General features: G+C 43.9%; 21 protein-coding genes. 13 read left to right on the top strand and 8 right to left on the bottom strand.

What is annotated here, in order from left to right; translation table 11 throughout:
• The first annotated feature begins 41 nt into the window (after positions 1–41).
• From NI466_RS06230 to NI466_RS06210, 5 genes are all read left to right on the top strand, one after another.
• Positions 42–677: a TetR/AcrR family transcriptional regulator gene (locus NI466_RS06230; RefSeq protein WP_005251442.1), complete on the top strand. Its 636-nt coding sequence runs from the start codon at positions 42–44 to the stop codon at positions 675–677.
• Between the two features lie 98 nt (positions 678–775).
• Entirely contained in the window at positions 776–2,464 is a 1,689-nt protein-coding gene (locus NI466_RS06225; RefSeq protein WP_253173095.1) for an AMP-binding protein, read from the top strand.
• 309 nt (positions 2,465–2,773) lie between these two features.
• A complete protein-coding gene (locus NI466_RS06220) occupies positions 2,774–3,442 on the top strand; it encodes a class I SAM-dependent methyltransferase (protein ID WP_253173093.1) in 669 nt (222 codons plus the stop codon).
• 62 nt (positions 3,443–3,504) lie between these two features.
• Positions 3,505–4,302: a thioesterase family protein gene (locus NI466_RS06215; RefSeq protein WP_004280113.1), complete on the top strand. Its 798-nt coding sequence runs from the start codon at positions 3,505–3,507 to the stop codon at positions 4,300–4,302.
• A gap of 83 nt (positions 4,303–4,385) precedes the next feature.
• On the top strand, positions 4,386–5,162 hold the full coding sequence (locus NI466_RS06210; protein WP_004280112.1) for a Rossmann-like and DUF2520 domain-containing protein: 777 nt from the start codon (positions 4,386–4,388) through the stop codon (positions 5,160–5,162).
• A gap of 93 nt (positions 5,163–5,255) precedes the next feature.
• Here NI466_RS06210 and trmB read toward each other — a convergent pair whose 3' ends face one another.
• A complete protein-coding gene (trmB, locus tag NI466_RS06205; RefSeq protein WP_004729978.1) occupies positions 5,256–5,972 on the bottom strand; it encodes a tRNA (guanosine(46)-N7)-methyltransferase TrmB in 717 nt (238 codons plus the stop codon).
• Positions 5,973–6,123: 151 nt separating this feature from the next.
• Positions 6,124–7,569, bottom strand: a complete 1,446-nt coding sequence (locus NI466_RS06200; protein WP_253173091.1) for a SulP family inorganic anion transporter — start codon at positions 7,567–7,569, stop codon at positions 6,124–6,126.
• Between the two features lie 217 nt (positions 7,570–7,786).
• Here NI466_RS06200 and NI466_RS06195 point away from each other — a divergent pair, with 217 nt between their 5' ends.
• The gene (locus NI466_RS06195; RefSeq protein ID WP_004280108.1) at positions 7,787–8,398 is read left to right on the top strand and encodes a glutathione binding-like protein; all 612 of its coding nucleotides are present in this window, start codon (positions 7,787–7,789) and stop codon (positions 8,396–8,398) included.
• A gap of 54 nt (positions 8,399–8,452) precedes the next feature.
• Here NI466_RS06195 and NI466_RS06190 read toward each other — a convergent pair whose 3' ends face one another.
• The 5 genes from NI466_RS06190 to NI466_RS06170 all read right to left on the bottom strand — a co-directional run bounded on the left by NI466_RS06190 (position 8,453) and on the right by NI466_RS06170 (position 11,555).
• Positions 8,453–9,235 carry a thiazole synthase gene (locus NI466_RS06190; RefSeq protein ID WP_004646601.1) on the bottom strand — a complete coding sequence of 261 codons (783 nt, stop codon included), beginning with the start codon at positions 9,233–9,235 and terminating at the stop codon, positions 8,453–8,455.
• A gap of 14 nt (positions 9,236–9,249) precedes the next feature.
• Positions 9,250–9,447, bottom strand: a complete 198-nt coding sequence (thiS, locus tag NI466_RS06185; RefSeq protein WP_004280105.1) for a sulfur carrier protein ThiS — start codon at positions 9,445–9,447, stop codon at positions 9,250–9,252.
• A gap of 35 nt (positions 9,448–9,482) precedes the next feature.
• Complete coding sequence (locus NI466_RS06180) at positions 9,483–9,848, bottom strand: DUF423 domain-containing protein (RefSeq protein WP_253173089.1); 366 nt, start codon at positions 9,846–9,848, stop codon at positions 9,483–9,485.
• Between the two features lie 467 nt (positions 9,849–10,315).
• Positions 10,316–11,185, bottom strand: coding sequence for an RNA polymerase sigma factor RpoH (gene rpoH, locus NI466_RS06175; RefSeq protein WP_004280101.1), 870 nt, complete (start codon positions 11,183–11,185; stop codon positions 10,316–10,318).
• A gap of 136 nt (positions 11,186–11,321) precedes the next feature.
• Positions 11,322–11,555, bottom strand: coding sequence for a sulfurtransferase TusA family protein (locus tag NI466_RS06170; protein ID WP_026055754.1), 234 nt, complete (start codon positions 11,553–11,555; stop codon positions 11,322–11,324).
• A gap of 382 nt (positions 11,556–11,937) precedes the next feature.
• Between NI466_RS06170 and NI466_RS06165 the strand changes: the two genes are divergently transcribed.
• Both NI466_RS06165 and rhlB read left to right on the top strand, forming a co-directional pair.
• On the top strand, positions 11,938–12,153 hold the full coding sequence (locus tag NI466_RS06165) for a cold-shock protein (protein WP_004280099.1): 216 nt from the start codon (positions 11,938–11,940) through the stop codon (positions 12,151–12,153).
• Between the two features lie 101 nt (positions 12,154–12,254).
• Positions 12,255–13,406, top strand: a complete 1,152-nt coding sequence (gene rhlB, locus NI466_RS06160; RefSeq protein ID WP_004280098.1) for an ATP-dependent RNA helicase RhlB — start codon at positions 12,255–12,257, stop codon at positions 13,404–13,406.
• Positions 13,407–13,466: 60 nt separating this feature from the next.
• Here rhlB and NI466_RS06155 read toward each other — a convergent pair whose 3' ends face one another.
• The gene (locus NI466_RS06155) at positions 13,467–13,847 is read right to left on the bottom strand and encodes a hypothetical protein (RefSeq protein WP_004646604.1); all 381 of its coding nucleotides are present in this window, start codon (positions 13,845–13,847) and stop codon (positions 13,467–13,469) included.
• 258 nt (positions 13,848–14,105) lie between these two features.
• Here NI466_RS06155 and NI466_RS06150 point away from each other — a divergent pair, with 258 nt between their 5' ends.
• From NI466_RS06150 to NI466_RS06130, 5 genes are all read left to right on the top strand, one after another.
• Complete coding sequence (locus NI466_RS06150) at positions 14,106–14,687, top strand: nitroreductase family protein (RefSeq protein ID WP_253173087.1); 582 nt, start codon at positions 14,106–14,108, stop codon at positions 14,685–14,687.
• 33 nt (positions 14,688–14,720) lie between these two features.
• A complete protein-coding gene (locus NI466_RS06145; protein WP_253173086.1) occupies positions 14,721–15,794 on the top strand; it encodes an NAD(P)H-dependent glycerol-3-phosphate dehydrogenase in 1,074 nt (357 codons plus the stop codon).
• A 76-nt stretch (positions 15,795–15,870) separates the two neighbouring features.
• Complete coding sequence (locus NI466_RS06140; RefSeq protein ID WP_253159004.1) at positions 15,871–16,326, top strand: phosphoglycerate mutase family protein; 456 nt, start codon at positions 15,871–15,873, stop codon at positions 16,324–16,326.
• Between the two features lie 30 nt (positions 16,327–16,356).
• Positions 16,357–17,496 (top strand): type II secretion system protein GspL, encoded by a 1,140-nt coding sequence (gene gspL / locus NI466_RS06135; protein ID WP_180086739.1) that lies wholly within the window; start codon positions 16,357–16,359, stop codon positions 17,494–17,496.
• Positions 17,496–17,975 (top strand): type II secretion system protein M, encoded by a 480-nt coding sequence (locus tag NI466_RS06130; protein ID WP_253173084.1) that lies wholly within the window; start codon positions 17,496–17,498, stop codon positions 17,973–17,975. Before gspL ends, NI466_RS06130 begins: the two co-directional genes overlap by 1 nt.
• The last annotated feature ends 47 nt before the right edge of the window (positions 17,976–18,022 follow it).

The following is an 18,022-nucleotide window of genomic DNA, read 5'->3' as shown; positions in this document are numbered from 1 at the left end:
AAATGATTTACAATTCATTTTATCTTGTTGAGATTAATTTTATGAGTTATAAAAGATCATCATTGATGCAGGAACGAATGGAACAAAATCGCCTGTCGATTTTGGAATCTGCTCGTGAACTGATTATTCAAGGGGGCTTGAAGGAGGCATCGATTCAGGCGATTGCAGAACGCGCAGGCGTTTCTACAGGGCTGGTCTATCGATATTTCGAGAGCAAAAGCCAGATTTTAATCGAGGTTTTGTCGGCCGCGATTCAGCATGAAGTCGGAATTCTGAACCATATTGCCGAGTCAGATTTATCGCCAAAACTGAAATTGCAAAAATCTGTTACAACTTTTGTCAAGCGTGCCATGAATAGCCCCCAATTGGCGTATTCACTGATGTTCGAACCGGTTGATCCGGAAATGGAACATGAACGTTTTCGCAGTAAGCAGCTGCTCAAGCAGAGCATTAAGGAAATTCTGGCCGAAGGAAAGGTCAATGGAGAATTCGAATTTGAAGATTTGAATACGGCAGCGTTGGGCGTGGTTGGCGCCATGACCTTTGTCGTGATTGAACCTTTAAATCCGTCCCGAAATGTCATGTTTGATCAGAAGTATAAGGATCACTTTGTCAAACAGATTGCCGATTTTTGTGTCAACGCAGTACGTGGACAGGAGGAAAATTTACAAGCATAAACGCACAAAAAACCGGTACACAGACAAGGTCGTCGTGATCATAAAACAATTAGTAAAGTTGAAAATCAGAATTACAAAGAATCAAGGAGATCGATTCAATGACACAAGTACGGTTAAGCTATGCCTATGGAACCAGCAGCCAGCCTTTGTTGGGCATGACGATTGGTGAAAAATTTGATCAGGCTTGCGAGCAGTATGCAGAACGTGATGCAGTAGTGAGTCTGCATCAGGACATACGCCTCAGTTACCGGCAGCTACAGGATCAAGTCAATGCCTTTGCCTGTCAGCTGCTGAAACTGGGTATGCAAAAAGGTGACCGTCTGGCGATCTGGTCGCCGAACTGTGTGGAATGGACCATTACCCAGTTTGCGGCCTTCAAGGCGGGCATTATTCTGGTGAACCTGAATCCGGCCTATAAAAGCAATGAGCTGGAATATGTGCTAAACAAGGTCTCCTGTAAGGGACTGGTGATTGCGGCGCAGTTCAAGACGACAGACTATCAGGAAATTCTGACTAAAATTGCACCTGAGCTGATGCAGACTGAAAGTAAATTCCTCAATGCAGAGCGACTGCCACATTTAAAGCATGTGATTAAAATTGATGATCAGCAGCATACCGGTATCCACCGTTTTCAGGATTTACTAAGCTTGCCAAGCGCCCAAGAGCTGGAACAACTGCAACAGATCTCCAGTGAATTGCAGTTCGATGAAACGATTAATATCCAGTTTACTTCGGGCACTACGGGCAATCCGAAAGGCACCATGCTGACCCATAATAATATTTTAAATAACGGGTACTTTGTCGGTGAAGCGATTCATTTAGGTCCAGAAGACCGCGTCTGTATTTCAGTTCCTTTATTTCACTGCTTTGGTATGGTGATGGGTAATCTGGCCTGTATTACGCATGGTTCTGCCATGATCTATCCATCAGCTGTATTTAATCCGCTGGAAACCTTGAAAGCCATTCAGCAGGAAAAATGTACCGCGGCTTATGGTGTGCCAACCATGTTTATCGCCATTCTTGAGCATGAACAGTTTGACGAATTTGACCTGTCCAGTCTGCGTACCGGGATTATGGCGGGTAGTCCATGTCCGCAGGAAATTATGCAGCGCGTGATTGAACGCATGCATATGTCTGAAATCACGATTTGTTATGGCATGACCGAAACTGCGCCAGTGAGTGCACAAAGCTCAACGGCAGACAGTGTCGAGCGACGTGTTAGTACGGTTGGCCGGGTACATCCGCATCTGGAAGTTAAAATTGTCGATGAAAATGGCAAGGTGGTTCCACGCGGTCAATTGGGCGAGCTATGTGTACGCGGTTATTCCGTCATGCTCGGTTACTGGGAAGACCAGGACAAAACTCAGGAAGTGATTGATGCTGCACGCTGGATGCATACCGGTGATATCGCTGAAATGGATGATGAAGGCTTTGTGAAAATCAAGGGTCGAATCAAGGATGTCGTCATTCGTGGCGGAGAAAACCTGTTCCCGAAAGAAATCGAAGATTTCCTTTATACCCATCCTGCCGTTTCAGATGTACAGGTGATCGGTGTGCCAGACCATAAATATGGTGAGGAACTTTGTGCTTGCATCATCCTGCATGAAAATGATCCGTGTACTGAGGAAACTATCCGTCAGTATTGTAAGGAGCATATTTCTCACAATAAAGTGCCACGTTATGTGCGTTTCTTCCAGGAATTTCCAATGACGGCTTCCGGTAAGGCGCAGAAGTTCAAATTGCGTGAATTTATGCGTGAAGAGCTGAACTTGAAAGAGATTGCTTAAATTGTATTGATGCGATTCTTAAATGGGGCAAAGCAGTATTTAATGCATGCATTGCCTCCATTTGTATAACGGTTTCGATATCAATGTTTAGGCTTTTCTTACTTTTGATGGGCCAAAAGTAAGCAAAATCCCTTTATTTTGCTGAAGGGACTTCCATGTCCCTCAGCAAAATGGCGACATCCATGTCGCCGGGCCTATGATCAAATTTCAAGAAAACAGCAAATAAGATCAAGCTACAAGATTTAAATATTCAATCTATCTAAAGACCCGCCTGAGTTTTAGATTCGTGCATAGATTTAGAGTAAAAATATGGCAAAAAACTTTCACAGCGAAGTCGTTGTCGCCAGTTATGACGATCACATCCGTAAACTGATTCCCGGTTATGAACTGGTGCATCAGCAGATTGAAGCAATTCTCAGCACTGAACTCCAGGAAACCGCTCATATATTGATAGTGGGCTGCGGGACAGGTTATGAACTGTCTTATTTATTGCAGCGCTATCCAGACTGGACTTTTACCGCAATTGATCCATCATTCGCTATGCTGGAACAGGCCAGAAAAAATCTGAACTCTATAGATCGACAAAGGGTGCAATTCATCCAAAGCACGATTCAAGATTTGAATCAGCCGGATACTTTCGATGCCGCATTGGCCATTCTGGTGGCTCATTTCATTCCAAATTCCGAAAAAAACGGATTTTTTCAGGCTATCTATCAGTGTCTTAAAACCAATGGTCTTGCATTGACCTATGATCTGATGCAACCTGAAGATCAGCAAGACATTAAAACTATGCAGAAGATGGCACAACAGACAGGGTTGAGTGTAACGCAAAGTACCAAGATGATTGAACGCTTGGAGCAGGATTTTTACTTGTTATCTGCGCATAATTTTAAAGCGCTTTTAACCAAAGTCGGATTTAAACAGTGCAAAATTTATTGTCAAATCATGGATTATCATGGCTTTTTGCTCAAAAAATAAAGATAAAAGCACTTTTTGTAAACTCTAAAGTTTAAGTGAATATTCAGGGAAGTATTAAAACAATGTCGGCATATTACAGTTTTATTCAGCGCGAACAGCATGCAGATGGCAGTACTACGGCTTATTACCGTTCTAATATTCATGCACAAGGTGCGTGGAATCCGCATGAGCAGCACATGGCGCCAGCCACCGGTATTCTATGCGTCGAACTGGAACAGTTTCAGCCACGTGCTGACATGCGTATTGGTCGGGTCGGGCTGGATATTTTTGGCCTGATAGCCTTTGGTGAATTTTCAATTACCACGCGCATGATCCGTCCGGGTAAAACCATTGAACTGGTTGAAGCTGAAATGTGTGCCAATGGTAAAACCTGTATCGTGGCACGCGCGTGGAGAATGCTAACTTCAAATACCACGGCCATTGCTGGAGTGGAAGATTTTCCGATCGAAAGTCCAGAATATTTACCGGTTTGGGAGGGTATGCGCTGCTGGCCGGGCGGTTATATCCAGAGTATTGAAACCCGGGCACATGCTGACCATCGTGCAGGCAAGGGCATTGTCTGGCTAAGAAATTCGCTGGACATGGTAGAAGGTCAACCGACGACAGACTTTAGTCGTTTGCTCGGTATGGTCGATACGGCCAATGGCATTGTGCCACGTCAGGACCCGAATTCCGGTTGGGGATTTCCGAATCTGGACCTGCAGATTCATATGCACCGTCTGCCGCAGGGTAAATGGCTGGGACTGGAAGTGGTGCAGCAATATGGTGAAGATGGTATCGGTCTGACTAGCGGGATTCTGCATGATGTTCATGGACCTTTTGGCCGAAGTGAACAGATTCTGACCCTGCGAAAGTTCTAAAGCCTATTCAAAAACATCAAGGCCAATTGCCTCAATCTGTATTTATTGGCATGCTGTGCGCAATGAGTCAGGAAGAACAGCAGATGCGGATCAGTATGATTGGGGCAGGGCGAGTGGCATATCATCTTGCCCTTGTATTGTCAGCACACCATGAGATCGTACAGATCTACAGTCGAACCCTAGAAAAAGCACAATATCTGGCTGAGCAATTCAACGCTCAGGCCATCGCTCAGCCTCAACAGCTGGATCATGAGGTGGATCTGGTCATTATCGCGGTCAGTGATCAGTCGATTGCCAACGTCATTGAACAGATTCATCCGTATCTACAGCAGAATCTGATCGTACATACCTCTGGCAGCACCCATCTCAATTTACTGAAAAATGTGCATGCGCGTGCAGGCGTATTTTATCCTTTACAGACCTTTAGTCTCGAACGCCAGATTGATTGGCAGCAGACGCCACTGTTGATTGAAGCGGTGAATGAACAGGACCAAATCCTGTTATTAGAACTGGCAAATAGCCTAAGCAATCGTGTTTATACTTATAGTTCCAGTCAACGTCTCAGTTTGCATCTTGCAGCGGTATTTGCCTGTAATTTTGCCAATTACTGTTATGACATGGCCAAGCAGGTGGTTGATGTACAACAGGTCGATTTCAGTTTGTTGTATCCCTTAATGCTGGAAACTGCCAATAAAGCCACTCAGAATGATCCCAAACAAATGCAGACCGGCCCAGCGATGCGTGGTGATCAGAATATCTTGAATATGCATCAGCAGATGTTAGCCAATATGCAGCGAGAAGATTTACAAAATGTCTATCAGTTGTTGAGCCAGCAGATTCTCACGCGTCATCAGAAATGAAGAAGCTGATAATTTATCTACGAAGCAGGGTTCGAAGCCAAATTTTTCCCATAAAAAAGCGCTGAATAATCAGCGCTTTTTTTGAGTCTTAGATTAAGAAATTTTCTTAAAGATAAAATCATTAATCTTGTGACCTGCTTCAATCCCGCGACGTTCAAACTTGGTTTGTGGACGCCATTCCGGACGAGGATAGCTATTGCCTTTGCCCGCCAGATTTTCCAGACGTGGACGTTCTTCCAATACTTCTATCATCCATTCCGCATACGGTTCCCAGTCCGTTGCAGCATGGAAAGTTCCGCCAAGCTCCAGCTTTTGCTCCACCAGCGGCATACGGTCATGCGAAACAAAACGGCGTTTAAAATGACGCTTTTTCTGCCATGGATCAGGGAAGTACAATTGCACAGTATTGATACTGTTGTCTGGCATTTCACGTAATACCTGAATTGCATCTGCATCCAGTACACGTAAATTCGTTAGGCCTTCAACACCTGCTTCGTAAATGCATTGCGCAATACCCGGTACATGCACTTCAATTCCGACAAAGTTTCGCTCAGGATTGGCTTTGGCCATCAATACCAGTGAACGGCCCATCCCAAAACCGATTTCTACAGTCAAAGGACGTTCAGGATGTTCAAAGTGCTGACGCAAATCACCGACTGGATATTCCAAAATTAAGTGACCATATTGTTCAAGCGCAGTACGTTGAGAGGTGTTTAGCGGCATTGAGCGGCGCATAAACGTCACGATTTCACGGTGCTCGCTTAAGTTTTCCAGCTCTACGACTTGCTGGTCTAATTGATCGTTCGACATAACTTTGGCAAATCTAAAAATTCAGAATGCGGTATTTTAAGTCCTGAGCCGAGCAAGTCAAACTTTTCTCGGTATTTCTCCATAAAAATCGGCAAGATCTTCCAGATAAAATAAAAGAGCCAATTGAGGCTCTTTTATTAATCACCGCTCATCAGCTGCTAAAACGGTCGATCAATGTACTGCTGGCTTCATTCAAACCAATCACCCTTACATCTATACCTTGGGCTTTAAATTTCTGGATCACATTATTCAACATGTTCACTGAGGTCACATCCCAGATATGCGCGTGGGTTAAATCCAGTTCGACATGCTCAAGCTTTTCCTTAAAATCAAAGAACTGATAGAATTTTTCTGTACTGTTGAAGAATATCTGTCCGGAAATAATATAGCTACGTGAATTGGCTGTATTTAAATACGTATAGACATGTACAGTTCTTTCCAGTTTATTAATAAAGAACAGGGCAGAGAGCAATACGCCGACAAATACACCAAGCGCCAGATTATGAGTGGCAAGCACGACAATAATCACGGCAATCATCACGGTATTAAATTCTAGCGGATGTTTGCTGAATTGCTTGATTGCTCCCCATTGAAAGGTGGTAAATGCCACCATAATCATGATCGCAACCAGAGCTGCCATTGGGATATAAGCCAGCCAGTCTTTCAAAAAAACCACGAGACACAACAGAAACACGCCAGCGACCAGAGTCGATAAACGGGTACGTGCCCCTGAAGACACATTGATAATTGATTGGCCGATCATGGCACAACCGGCCATCCCGCCCATAAAGCCGCTGACAATATTGGCCATACCCTGACCACGACATTCCTGATGACGGTCACCTTCAGTTCCAGTCACTTCATCAATGACCGTAGTGGTCATCATGCTTTCAAGCAGACCGACAGTCGCCAAGGTAAAGGAATAAGGCAGGATAATTTGCAAGGTTTCCAGATTGAGTGGAATTTCTGGAATCAGGAATACTGGCAAAGTATCCGGGAATTGTCCAAGATCGCTCACGGTACGCATATCTGCACTTAACAACAGCGCCAACCCGCTTAATACGATAATACAGATTAAAGGTGAGGGAATGGCTTTGCCAATTTTCGGGATATACGGAAACAGATAAATAATTGCCAGACCAATCGCAATAAACAGATAACCGGTGCTATCCATCCGGTTAATTTCCGGGATTTGTGCCACAAATATCAGAATCGCCAAGGCATTTAAAAATCCATAGACCACAGCCTGCGATACAAAGCGCATTAATTTAGCGACTTTAAAATAACCCGCAATGACCTGAATGATGCCGGTCAGAATTGTGGCAGCCAACAGATATTGCAAACCATGTTCTTTTACCAAGGTAATCATCAAAAGTGCCATTGCGCCTGTAGCCGCGGAGATCATGGCAGGACGGCCACCAAAAAAGGCAATGGATACTGCAATGCAGAAAGAGGCATATAAACCGACTTGCGGATCGACACCGGCAATGGCAGAGAAGGCAATTGATTCAGGAATCAGGGCAAGTCCCACCACCAGACCTGCCAATACATCTGTGCGGATATTGGAAAACCATTCTTCTTTTTTCAGGCTAATCACGAAATATCATCTAAATTTGGAAAACCTGTGTATGTTAAACAGATAGAGATAAAAATCTACACAAGATTGACTTGCAAAAGCCCGGAATATCCTGAATATTGAATGAGTAACTGCCCTGAGGTGACAGTTACGCTTTTTTGCAATTTACAGGTTTGATCACTTGAAAGTTTGTCAGAAGCGATTTAAAACATTGAGAAGTGTATAACAAGGATCAGAAATGAAGCTTTACTATTCACCAGGTGCCTGCTCACTGGCAGCACATATTATTTTAAATGAAATTAATGTCGATTTTGATTTGGAACGTGTTGATTTAAAAACACATAAAACAGAAAAAGGTACGGATTATTACGAAGTTAATCCTAAAGGCTATGTACCAGCGTTAGAAATTAACCCTGGTCTGATCCTGACAGAAAATGTTGCAATTCTACCGTTTCTTGCTCAACACGATCCAAAACAAGATCTGATTCCACCATCGGGCATGGGACGTGCCAAAGTGCTGGAATGGTTAGGTTATCTGAACTCTGAACTACATGATGCCTATGCGGTGTTCTTCGGTGGCAAGTTATCCGAAGATGAAAAGAAAAAAGCCTATGCAGAGATTGATCGACTATTGAGTTATATCGATAAAGCTATCGGTGAATCGGACAATGATTATCTGGTGGATGATAACTTTGGCCCGGCAGATGCCTACCTGTTTGTACTAACCAATTGGTCCAACCAGATTGAGCATGATCTGAGTCCATATAAAAATATTATTCATATCCGTAATAAAGTGGCAGAACGTCAATCTGTCCAGATTGCCATGCGTGATGAAGGTCTGATTCCTTAATCAAAAACAAAAATAAAGGACTCAATTGAGTCCTTTATTTTTGTTTTTGAAAATTTATTTAAAGAAATAACCGGTTTCCGGCGAGCTTGCATTGGCCATACGTTTACGCGGCATACGACCCGCAAGGAAAGCTTCTCGACCTGCTTCAACTGCTTTTTTCATCGCAGATGCCATCAAGACCGGATTTTGCGCTGCCGCAATCGCTGTATTCATGAGTACGCCGTCACAGCCCAGTTCCATCGCAATCGCAGCATCACTGGCTGTACCGACACCGGCATCGACCAGAACCGGGACTTTGGCATTTTCCTTGATGATTGACAGGGTGTGTGGATTCAGAATGCCCAGACCAGAACCAATCAGGCTACCCAGTGGCATAATCGCGACACAGCCCATGCTTTCCAGCTCTTGCGCCACGATCGGATCATCCGAGGTATAGACCATGATTTCAAAGCCATCGTCAATCAAGGTGCGAGCGGCTTTCAATGTTTCAGTCACGTTTGGATAAAGCGTTTTTTCATCACCTAAAACTTCAAGTTTGACCAGATTGTGGCCATCGAGCAACTCACGCGCCAGCATACAGGTGCGGACGGCACTATTGGCATCGAAGCAACCTGCAGTATTCGGCAAAATGGTATATTTTTCCGGAGGAATCACTGATAGCAGATTCGGCTGGTCAGGATCTTGGCCAATATTGACCCGGCGAATAGCGACAGTGACAATCTCTGCACCACTAGTTTCAATGGCCTGCTGAGTTTCATTTAAATCTTTGTATTTGCCTGTGCCTACCAAAAGGCGTGACTGGAATTGGCGTGAACCAATCTGTAATAAATCTTGCATAATTGTCTCGAGTATTAGCCGCCACCGACTGCGTGAATAATTTCGATTTTGTCTGTATCGCAAATCGGCGTATCGCCCAATCTGCTTTTAGGAATAATCATTTCATTGACTTCAACTGCAAAACGCTTACCCTCAAGCGCCATACTCTGAATTAGTTCCAGCAGATTCTTGCAGTGAGTTTCCTGTTGTTCGCCATTGATGTAAATCATCATTCTAGCAACCCTCCATGATTAAGTGTTGTTCAGACTTATCTGGCGTATTTTAAAGCATTCCAGGCCAGAATTAACCATCCTGCAATCATTAAAGCACCACCAATTGGCGTAATTGCGCCTAGTCCACGTGGTAAACCTAAAGCCATGATATACAGTGAACCGGAAAATAATAAAATACCGGCCTGAATCAGCCAAAAACTCCATTGAATCGGCAGTGCAGGAATGACTTTGGCCAGCAGGGCCAGAATAAGTAAACCTAAAGCATGATAGAAAAAATAATCTGTTGCTGTTTGCCACCAGCCGAGTTGTGCTTCAGTGGCACGCGCTTTTAAACCATGTGCACCAAAAGCACCGAGCATTACGGCAAATGCCAAGTTGAGTGCTGAAATCGCAATCCACATTTGAATTGATCTTCCTGAAAAAGTTTGCGCTTAACCTTAGCATAAATTCAAAATTCGGGCATAAAAAAGCCTTCATTAAAGAATAATGCTGATCAGTTAAGGAGTTTGGAAGTAAACTCCTTAACTTTTTAATGATTCATGACGGAGTCTTACTTTTTTAAATCAAACCCTTGCAGCTCATTTGTTACTTTGGTTTCGCCCAAATGAAAAGCGAAGCTTCGCAAGGAAGGCATCTTGCGGAGCAATACTCCTCACCGCAAAACTCGTCAGCCTCTATCGACTAACAAATTTATCGCAGAAACAATCATTTTTTTATGCAGTCCGGCCTCAAACAGTTGCGGATGACTTTCCCACATATCAACTACAATCATGAATTTAAAAAGAAAATGCCAGTCAATTTCTTAACTGACTGGCATTACTTCATTAAAGAAAACTTTTCCGAGTTACATCCGTAACAGAATCTGGTGTTAATTAGATGACATCGCCACTTTGATTTTTTCCATGGCATTTTTTTCCAGCTGGCGAATACGTTCCGCAGAAACATTATATTCGGCTGCCAGTTCATGCAGAGTCGATTTCTCGTCATCTAGCCAGCGGCGCTGCAAGATATTACGTGAACGGTCATCGAGCTGATCCATGGCTTCGTGCAGGGCAGAGGTACTTTGTTCCTCATAGTCTTCATTTTCAATCAGACGTGCCGGATCATAACGATTATCTTCCAGATACAAAGCCGGTGCAACATGGGTTGAACCTTCATCATCGTCATCGCTTGAGGCATCAAAAGCAGCATCATACGCCGTCAGACGGCCTTCCATTTCCAGTACTTGTTCTGGGGTGACATTTAAGTCATTAGCAATTGACTGGGCTTCTGCGAGCGTCAACTTTTTCGATGATTTTTTCAGGCTACGCAGATTGAAGAACAGTTTACGTTGTGCTTTGGTGGTGGCAATTTTCACAATACGCCAGTTACGGATCACGTATTCGTGAATTTCCGCCTTGATCCAATGCACGGCAAATGAGACCAAACGTACGCCCATATTCGGGTCAAAACGTTTTACAGCTTTCATCAGACCCAGGTTGCCTTCCTGAATCAGGTCGCCTTGTGGCAAACCATAACCTGCATAACTACGCGCAATATGTACTACAAAACGCAAATGCGACATGACCAGCATTTTCGCTGCATCTAAATCTTGGTCATAATAATAGCGTTCAGCCAACTCTTTTTCTTGTTCGGCCGTTAAAATCGGAATCTGATTGACAGTGCTGATATAAGCACCGAGGTTGACACCTGGCGCCGATAATGACAGGGGCATTAACTGATTGCGGCTGTCACTCATGTGTTCTCCTTGAAGTGCGGGATAACCCTAAACTAGGTTTTATCTTAATCCAATCTCTCCGCAAATAATGGATATTTGGGTAGAGAAATGTAAAAAAGTATACGAAAGTGAAGATCAACAGTTTAATTGAAAATTTTTAAGATTCAATTAAGTAGTGAAACTCTGTATCAGAAATTTTTTTAGATTCAAGCTTGAGCTGATGCAGCTGACAATAGCGGCTGACATCTGTCTGGCTATGCGGATCAGATGATTTCAGCAGGAATGTTTTCTGATTTCCGGCCTTTAGTGCGCGCTTTAACATTAATAGCGGCATCGGGCACGGTTTTCCCATAGCGTCTATAAGGCTGAATTGCGCTGGATATTCGGACATTGCGGTTTTATTTAGATAGCAGAAAAGGCTATAAATAGTAGCAAATATGATGCCAGAACCAAACTGGTTTCAGAAAAAGAAGATCTAAATGACTTTATAAAGTCTTTTGACAATTTTCATGAAAAAAATAACTAAATCAAACAGAACATGCTAAAAAAAATCTATTAATTGTGATAAACCCATGTTAAGCTCGTTGCGTATTTGGGACTTTGAATAAACAAAGTGATTGTTTTTCACCCTATTACATAAATGGATGTAACCGGGATTTTGTTGATAGTTTTACAGAATGATTACAAGCTTAAAAATAATATTTTCAAACTTGTTTGCTCTGCTGTTTGCAACACCGGGTGGTCCTTCTTTTAGTTTCAATGAGGATTAACTTATGACAGCTGCTCGCGAACAAGGCGTAGTTAAGTGGTTTAACGATACTAAAGGCTTCGGCTTTATTCAACGTAATGGCGGCGATGACGTATTCGTTCATTTCCGTGCTATCCAAGGTGACGGTCACCGTTCACTTCGTGACGGCCAACGTGTTGAATTCAGTGTTGTTAAAGGCCAAAAAGGCTTTCAAGCTGAAGAAGTTCAACCATTAGACTAATCTTCGGATTAAGCTAAAAAGAAAACGCTCCAATATAACTTGGGGCGTTTTTTGTTTATACTATCCCTATCTTAGTGATTACCCAATTAGAGCACCGCTTTATGTCATCTGGTTTTGAAACCTTAAATTTACATCCCAATCTAAAAAAAGCGATTGATGCTTTAGGCTTTACCACCATGACGCCTATCCAGCAGAAGGTTTTGAAATTCACGCTGGCAGGACATGATGCCATTGGCCGTGCACAGACAGGTACAGGCAAAACTGCTGCCTTTTTAATTAGTATCATGAATGATCTGTTAAATAATCCGATTCAGGAACAACGCTATCGTGGTGAGCCACGTGCGCTGATTTTGGCACCGACCCGTGAACTGGCGTTACAGATCGAAAGCGATGCACAGGATCTGGCGAAATATGCTGGTCTCAATGTGGTGACCTTGCTGGGTGGTGTGGATTTTGACAAGCAAAAGAACCAGCTTAATAAAGCGCCTGTCGATATTATGGTGGCTACACCGGGTCGTTTGATCGATTTTGTAGAACAAAAAGAAGTCTGGCTGGATCAGATTGAATTTTTGGTCATTGATGAAGCCGACCGCTTACTAGATATGGGCTTTATTCCTTCAGTAAAGCGCATTGTGCGTTTCTCGCCGCGTAAAGAACAACGTCAGACTTTAATGTTCTCTGCAACTTTCAGCTACGATGTGCTGAATCTTGCACAACAATGGTTATTTGAACCGGTCACAGTTGAAATTGAACCGGAAAAGAAAACCAATGCCGATGTCGAACAACGGGTTTATATGGTCGCCAAGGCGGACAAATATAAATTGTTGCAAGAAATTCTGCGTGATGAGCCGATTGAAAAAGTCATGATTTTTGCCAACCGTCGTGATCAGGTGCGCAAACTTTATGATCATTTAAAACGTGATGGTTATAAGGTGGTGATGTTGTCGGGCGAAATTGCTCAGGACAAACGCCTGAAAATGCTGGACCAGTTCAAAAATGGTAAACATAACATCATGATTGCAACAGATGTTGCAGGTCGTGGCATCCATGTTGATGGTGTATCGCATGTAGTGAACTTCACCTTGCCGGAACAGTCGGATGATTATGTGCATCGTATTGGCCGTACCGGTCGTGCGGGAACCAGTGGTGTGAGTATCAGTTTCCTTGCAGAAGATGATGCGTTCTATCTGCCAGAAATTGAAAAAGCCATTGGGCAAAAATTGCCTTTGACCCGCCTGGAAGGTTACTGCTAATCCAGACCATAGAAAAACCGCTCTTGAAGAGCGGTTTTTTATTGCGCTGTGGTTTAAGGCTTATTTGGCCTGACAGCGAAATGTAAGCACCGTCTGATAATCATCATTCTGGTTTAAACCGGTATTGGTACCTGCGATATTCCCGAGAACGGTAGCCGCTGCCTGAATCATCTGACCTGTTTGTTCATCGACCACGCCTTTTAAAGCGCCGTTATAAGCTGTCTTTTCATCCACAATAATTGGGGTTGATCGAGAGCCACAGGCTTTATTGGCCGCAGTAATCGCGTTGTTTTTCGAGGTCAGTTGATTTTTACCTAATCCGGTCACTTCGTACTGGTTATTTTCCTTTTGCACTGCCAATGCAGTCGGGTTTGATGCACATGCAGTAAGCAGTAATGCGGAAATAGCTAATCCGCTGAAAGCGATTGTTTTTTTCATCATGAAATCTCGAATAAATAGGATGCTGAATATTTCAACACAGCAAGCAGCGCAGATTTTGTAGCTGTTGTATAGGTTTGGCAATTTTTGGTATAGCTCTATGTGACTTAGGTGAAAAATAGAGCAGTACAGGATTGAAAAACCAAGCAAGTTTATTTTCAAGTAGTGATGAGCGTGCTGAATCGCTATGAAGTTTCTAGCGTATTTTTCTTTGAATATGCTAATCTTGAGTATGGTTTTTAAGTGTAGATATACAAGGCAATGACGGAATCTGCGATTGACATCGTTCATCAAAATATTCACCAACGGCAATCGATTGGTCATCTGCTGGCACCGGCACCGAATGCAGAACAACTGGAAAAAGCCTTTCAGGCGGCATTAACTGCACCCGATCATCATCGGCTCAAACCCACTATCTTTGTCGTGGTTCCAGATGATCAGCGTGAAGCTTTTGGCGAGTTGCTGTCGCAGGCGCTCGTCGATTTGGGCGAAACTGAGACAGCGCAGATTGAGCGTGTTAAAAATCATCCATTTCGTGCGCCTTTATTGGTGCTTGCCTTAACGTGTTTGCAGGATCATCCTAAAGTTCCGCATTTTGAACAAATCCTTAGTTCAGGTGCAGCGATTCAGAATTTTCTGTTGTCACTTCAGGTTCAGGGTTTCTCGACCATGTGGCGTAGCGGTGCTGTAGTCGAGTCTGGCCTGTTTAAGCAGGCATTGGGAATTTCAAAAGATGATCTGGTCTCAGGTATTATTTATATTGGCACTGCAGCAAAAGCAATTCCAGCACGCGCAGAGATTCAAACTGGTGATTTTGTCAGTTATTGGAACCAGAACAGCTAGTTGGCACGGTATAACAGGATATTAAAAAATAAGATGTCAGAATTAAATTTCTCAAAACTGGTAGAACCGGTTGCAGTTGATTATAAGACAGCTTTAAGAGTCACGGTGTTGGGTGGGGGCAGCTTCGGTACTGCAATGGCCAATACTGCAGTGCGTAATGGTTGCAATACCATGATCTGGATTCGTGACGAAGCAGTTGCGGCAGATATTAATGCGACCCATATCAATAAACGCTATTTGCCAGATTTTAAGTTAGAAGAAAATCTGCTGGCGGTGTCAGATCTGGAACAGGCTGTGCGTGATCGCGATATTATTTTAGTCGCAATTCCGAGCCATTCTTTCCGGGATGTTTTGCAGCAAATCAAACCTTTTATTACATCGCAAGCCGTGATCTCGCTGACCAAGGGTATTGAAGCCAAAACCTTTAGTTTCATGAGCGATATTATTCGTGAAGTGTTGCCTGAAGTGCCTTATGGTGTGTTATCAGGACCGAATCTGGCCAAGGAAATTGTGGCAGGACAGCCGGCAGGAACCGTGATTGCCAGCCAGTCCGAGCTGGTGCGTTATGCCGTACAACAAGCCCTACATAGTGCCTTGTTCCGCGTATTTGCTAGTGATGATGTGCATGGCGTAGAGCTCGGGGGCGCATTAAAAAATATCTATGCTGTCGCGATGGGCATGGCTGCTGCGTATAACGTGGGTGAAAATACCAAGAGTATGATCCTGACCCGTGCTTTGGCCGAAATGAGCCGTTTTGCAGTAAAACTCGGTGCTAATCCGCTGACTTTCCTTGGGCTTTCAGGTGTGGGTGATTTGTTCGCTACCTGTAGCAGCCCTCTTAGCCGTAATTATCAGGTGGGTTATGCGCTTGGTAAAGGTAAAACCTTGGAGCAGGCAACGACTGAGTTGGGGCAAACGGCAGAAGGGATTAATACCATTGTACAGGTCAAGGCACGTTCGGAAGAGCTCGATGTGTATATGCCGATTACCTCGGCCTTGTATGATGTGATTTTTGAAGGTGCGCCGCCACTCAATATTGCATTGTCATTGATGAAAAACGGTCATCGCAGTGATGTTGAATTTGTCTTGCCACATCATCAAGTCTGATCTATAACACAGGGACTGTCTGCGAATTGTCATATTCGCTGCTTATCATGCAGGCAAAAGAATATAAGGAAATCAAATGCAACTGACTTTAGTTCGACATGGCGAGGCCGCGCCACCGGTCAATGGTAATGACACCAAGCGACCTTTAACGGAGTGTGGTCATCAACAGGCTGAGCAAACTGCACAGTTCTTAAAGGATCTGATTAAGCCTGAAGTCTTTGTGGTCAGTCCGTTATTGCGAGCGCAGGAAACTCTGGCACATTTGCAGCAGTATTTTAAAGATGTGCCGGTGGTGATCTGTAATACGATCAAACCGGATGATGATGCCAAAGTCGCAGTAGAATGGTTGTCGCAACTGCCTTATGAGTCGATTGCAGTGGTGTGTCATATGAATGTGGTGGCACATATGTCTTCCATTCTGCTGGCTGAATCTTTTCATCCCTATGCATTGGCAGAAGCACGTATTTATGATCAGGCGGTGATTGCCCCGGGCTTATCCACACAGATTAAAAGTTTTATTCCTACACTATAAAAAATTAATTAAAATGGCAGAACACAATTGATGTTGTATTTATGGATGCCAGAAGCCAATGGGGTTTGGCAATGGTCAACTGGGGAATTCTGGAACACTGCGGACACACTTGAGCAGCTGATTCAGGATATACAGGCTCATCATGGCGAAGAGGCGGTAGTATTTTTCCCGAGCCGTCATGTGCAAATTTTGCAGCAGACCTTGCCCAAGAGCCAATATAAGAAAATGGGCAATGATGGCATCAAATATTTGCTCGAAGAATACGTGGTGCTGCCGGTAGATGCCATGAAAGTGCTGCATCATTTTCAGCAGCCGGATCAGATCAGCATTATGGGGATTGCGAATTCTACGCTTGAGACCTTGCAACATGCTTTAAGCCTGATCCCAGTCAAGCTGGCAGCTTTGTTACCGGACTTTTTGGTACTGCCGGTTCCTGATGCCAATCAGCGTGTGATTGCGCAAATCGGTGGACGTTTGCTGGTGCGCGAGTCGGAATATATCGGCCAGTCGCTGGATGATCTAAGCCTTTATCTGGATTATCAGCCCAAGGATCTCAGCTATAAGGTGAGCAATCTGAATCAGGAGCAGTTGCGTAGTCTTGAAGCACTGGTCACTCAGGAGCAACTGGAGTCTTTCCAATATGGAATTCCTGTACTGAAAAAACCGAAACAGCATCCGTTTAATGTCTTGCCTAAAGCAAAATCCAATGGCGCTATTTCCGGCTACTGGAAAGCCTGCGCGGCGGTTTTTCTGGGTATTTTAGTATTGCAGTTTAGTTATGATGCTGTGCGCTGGTATCAATATAAGAAAGTGGCGAATCAGACCGCCGCGCAAGCCATCGACCAGTTTAAATACTGGTTTGGACAAAATTATCCGGTCACTGAGCAGAATATCAAAAGTCAGTTTGAAGGGCAGTTGCGTCAAAGCCAGATTGCAGATACGCATGCATTGCAGCTGATTAGTCGGGTGGGGCCAGTCTTGATGCAAAATCAGATTGTGGCACAACGGGTGAATTATGATGCTTCTGTGTTAAGTATGGAGCTTAAGGCCAATTCATCAGAAACGTTAAATGCACTGACCACACAATTAAGCCAGCAAGGCTTTAAGGTGGAGCTGGGGAATATTCAGGCCAGCGGAACAGCTGCGATCGGACTGGTGAGGATTCAATAATGAAAGGCATTGAAGCGCTACAAAATCGTATGGATCAGTCTTTTGAAAAACTGAGTGATTATCTGGACAGCCTGTCGGTACGTGAACGGGTATTGGTGATTTTTACCACTGTTTTTGTAATTGTGGCGGCAGTCGGTTCTGCACTCTGGTATATGCATCAGGCGGCAGACACCCAGCAAAAACGCTTAAATCAGCTGAAAGATACCATTGTCTGGATGCAAAGTAATGCAGTAACCATGAAACCGGCTGGGGACACGCAACTGGATGCTGCAGAAAAAGTACAGCGGGTCGCACAGCAGCAAGGATTGTCGGTGGCTTCTCAGCAAATGGAAGGAAAAATTCAATTGGCGGTCATGCATGAAAATTATGCAGTACTGGCAAATTTCCTGACTCAGCTGGTACAAATGGGGCTAAGTATCGAGAAAATGGAACTAAATAATGAGGCAGGACAGATTAAATTAACGGCGACCATACAATAAACGGTAAAAATAAAGATTTGCAAAGCATGGTTTTTCTGTCAGCCTAT

It is taken from the genome of Acinetobacter lwoffii (assembly GCF_024129595.1).
Classification (GTDB): Bacteria; Pseudomonadota; Gammaproteobacteria; order Pseudomonadales; family Moraxellaceae; genus Acinetobacter; species Acinetobacter lwoffii_O.
Note: the sequence above shows the minus strand (reverse complement) of the source record. Positions and strands in the feature narration are given on the sequence as shown.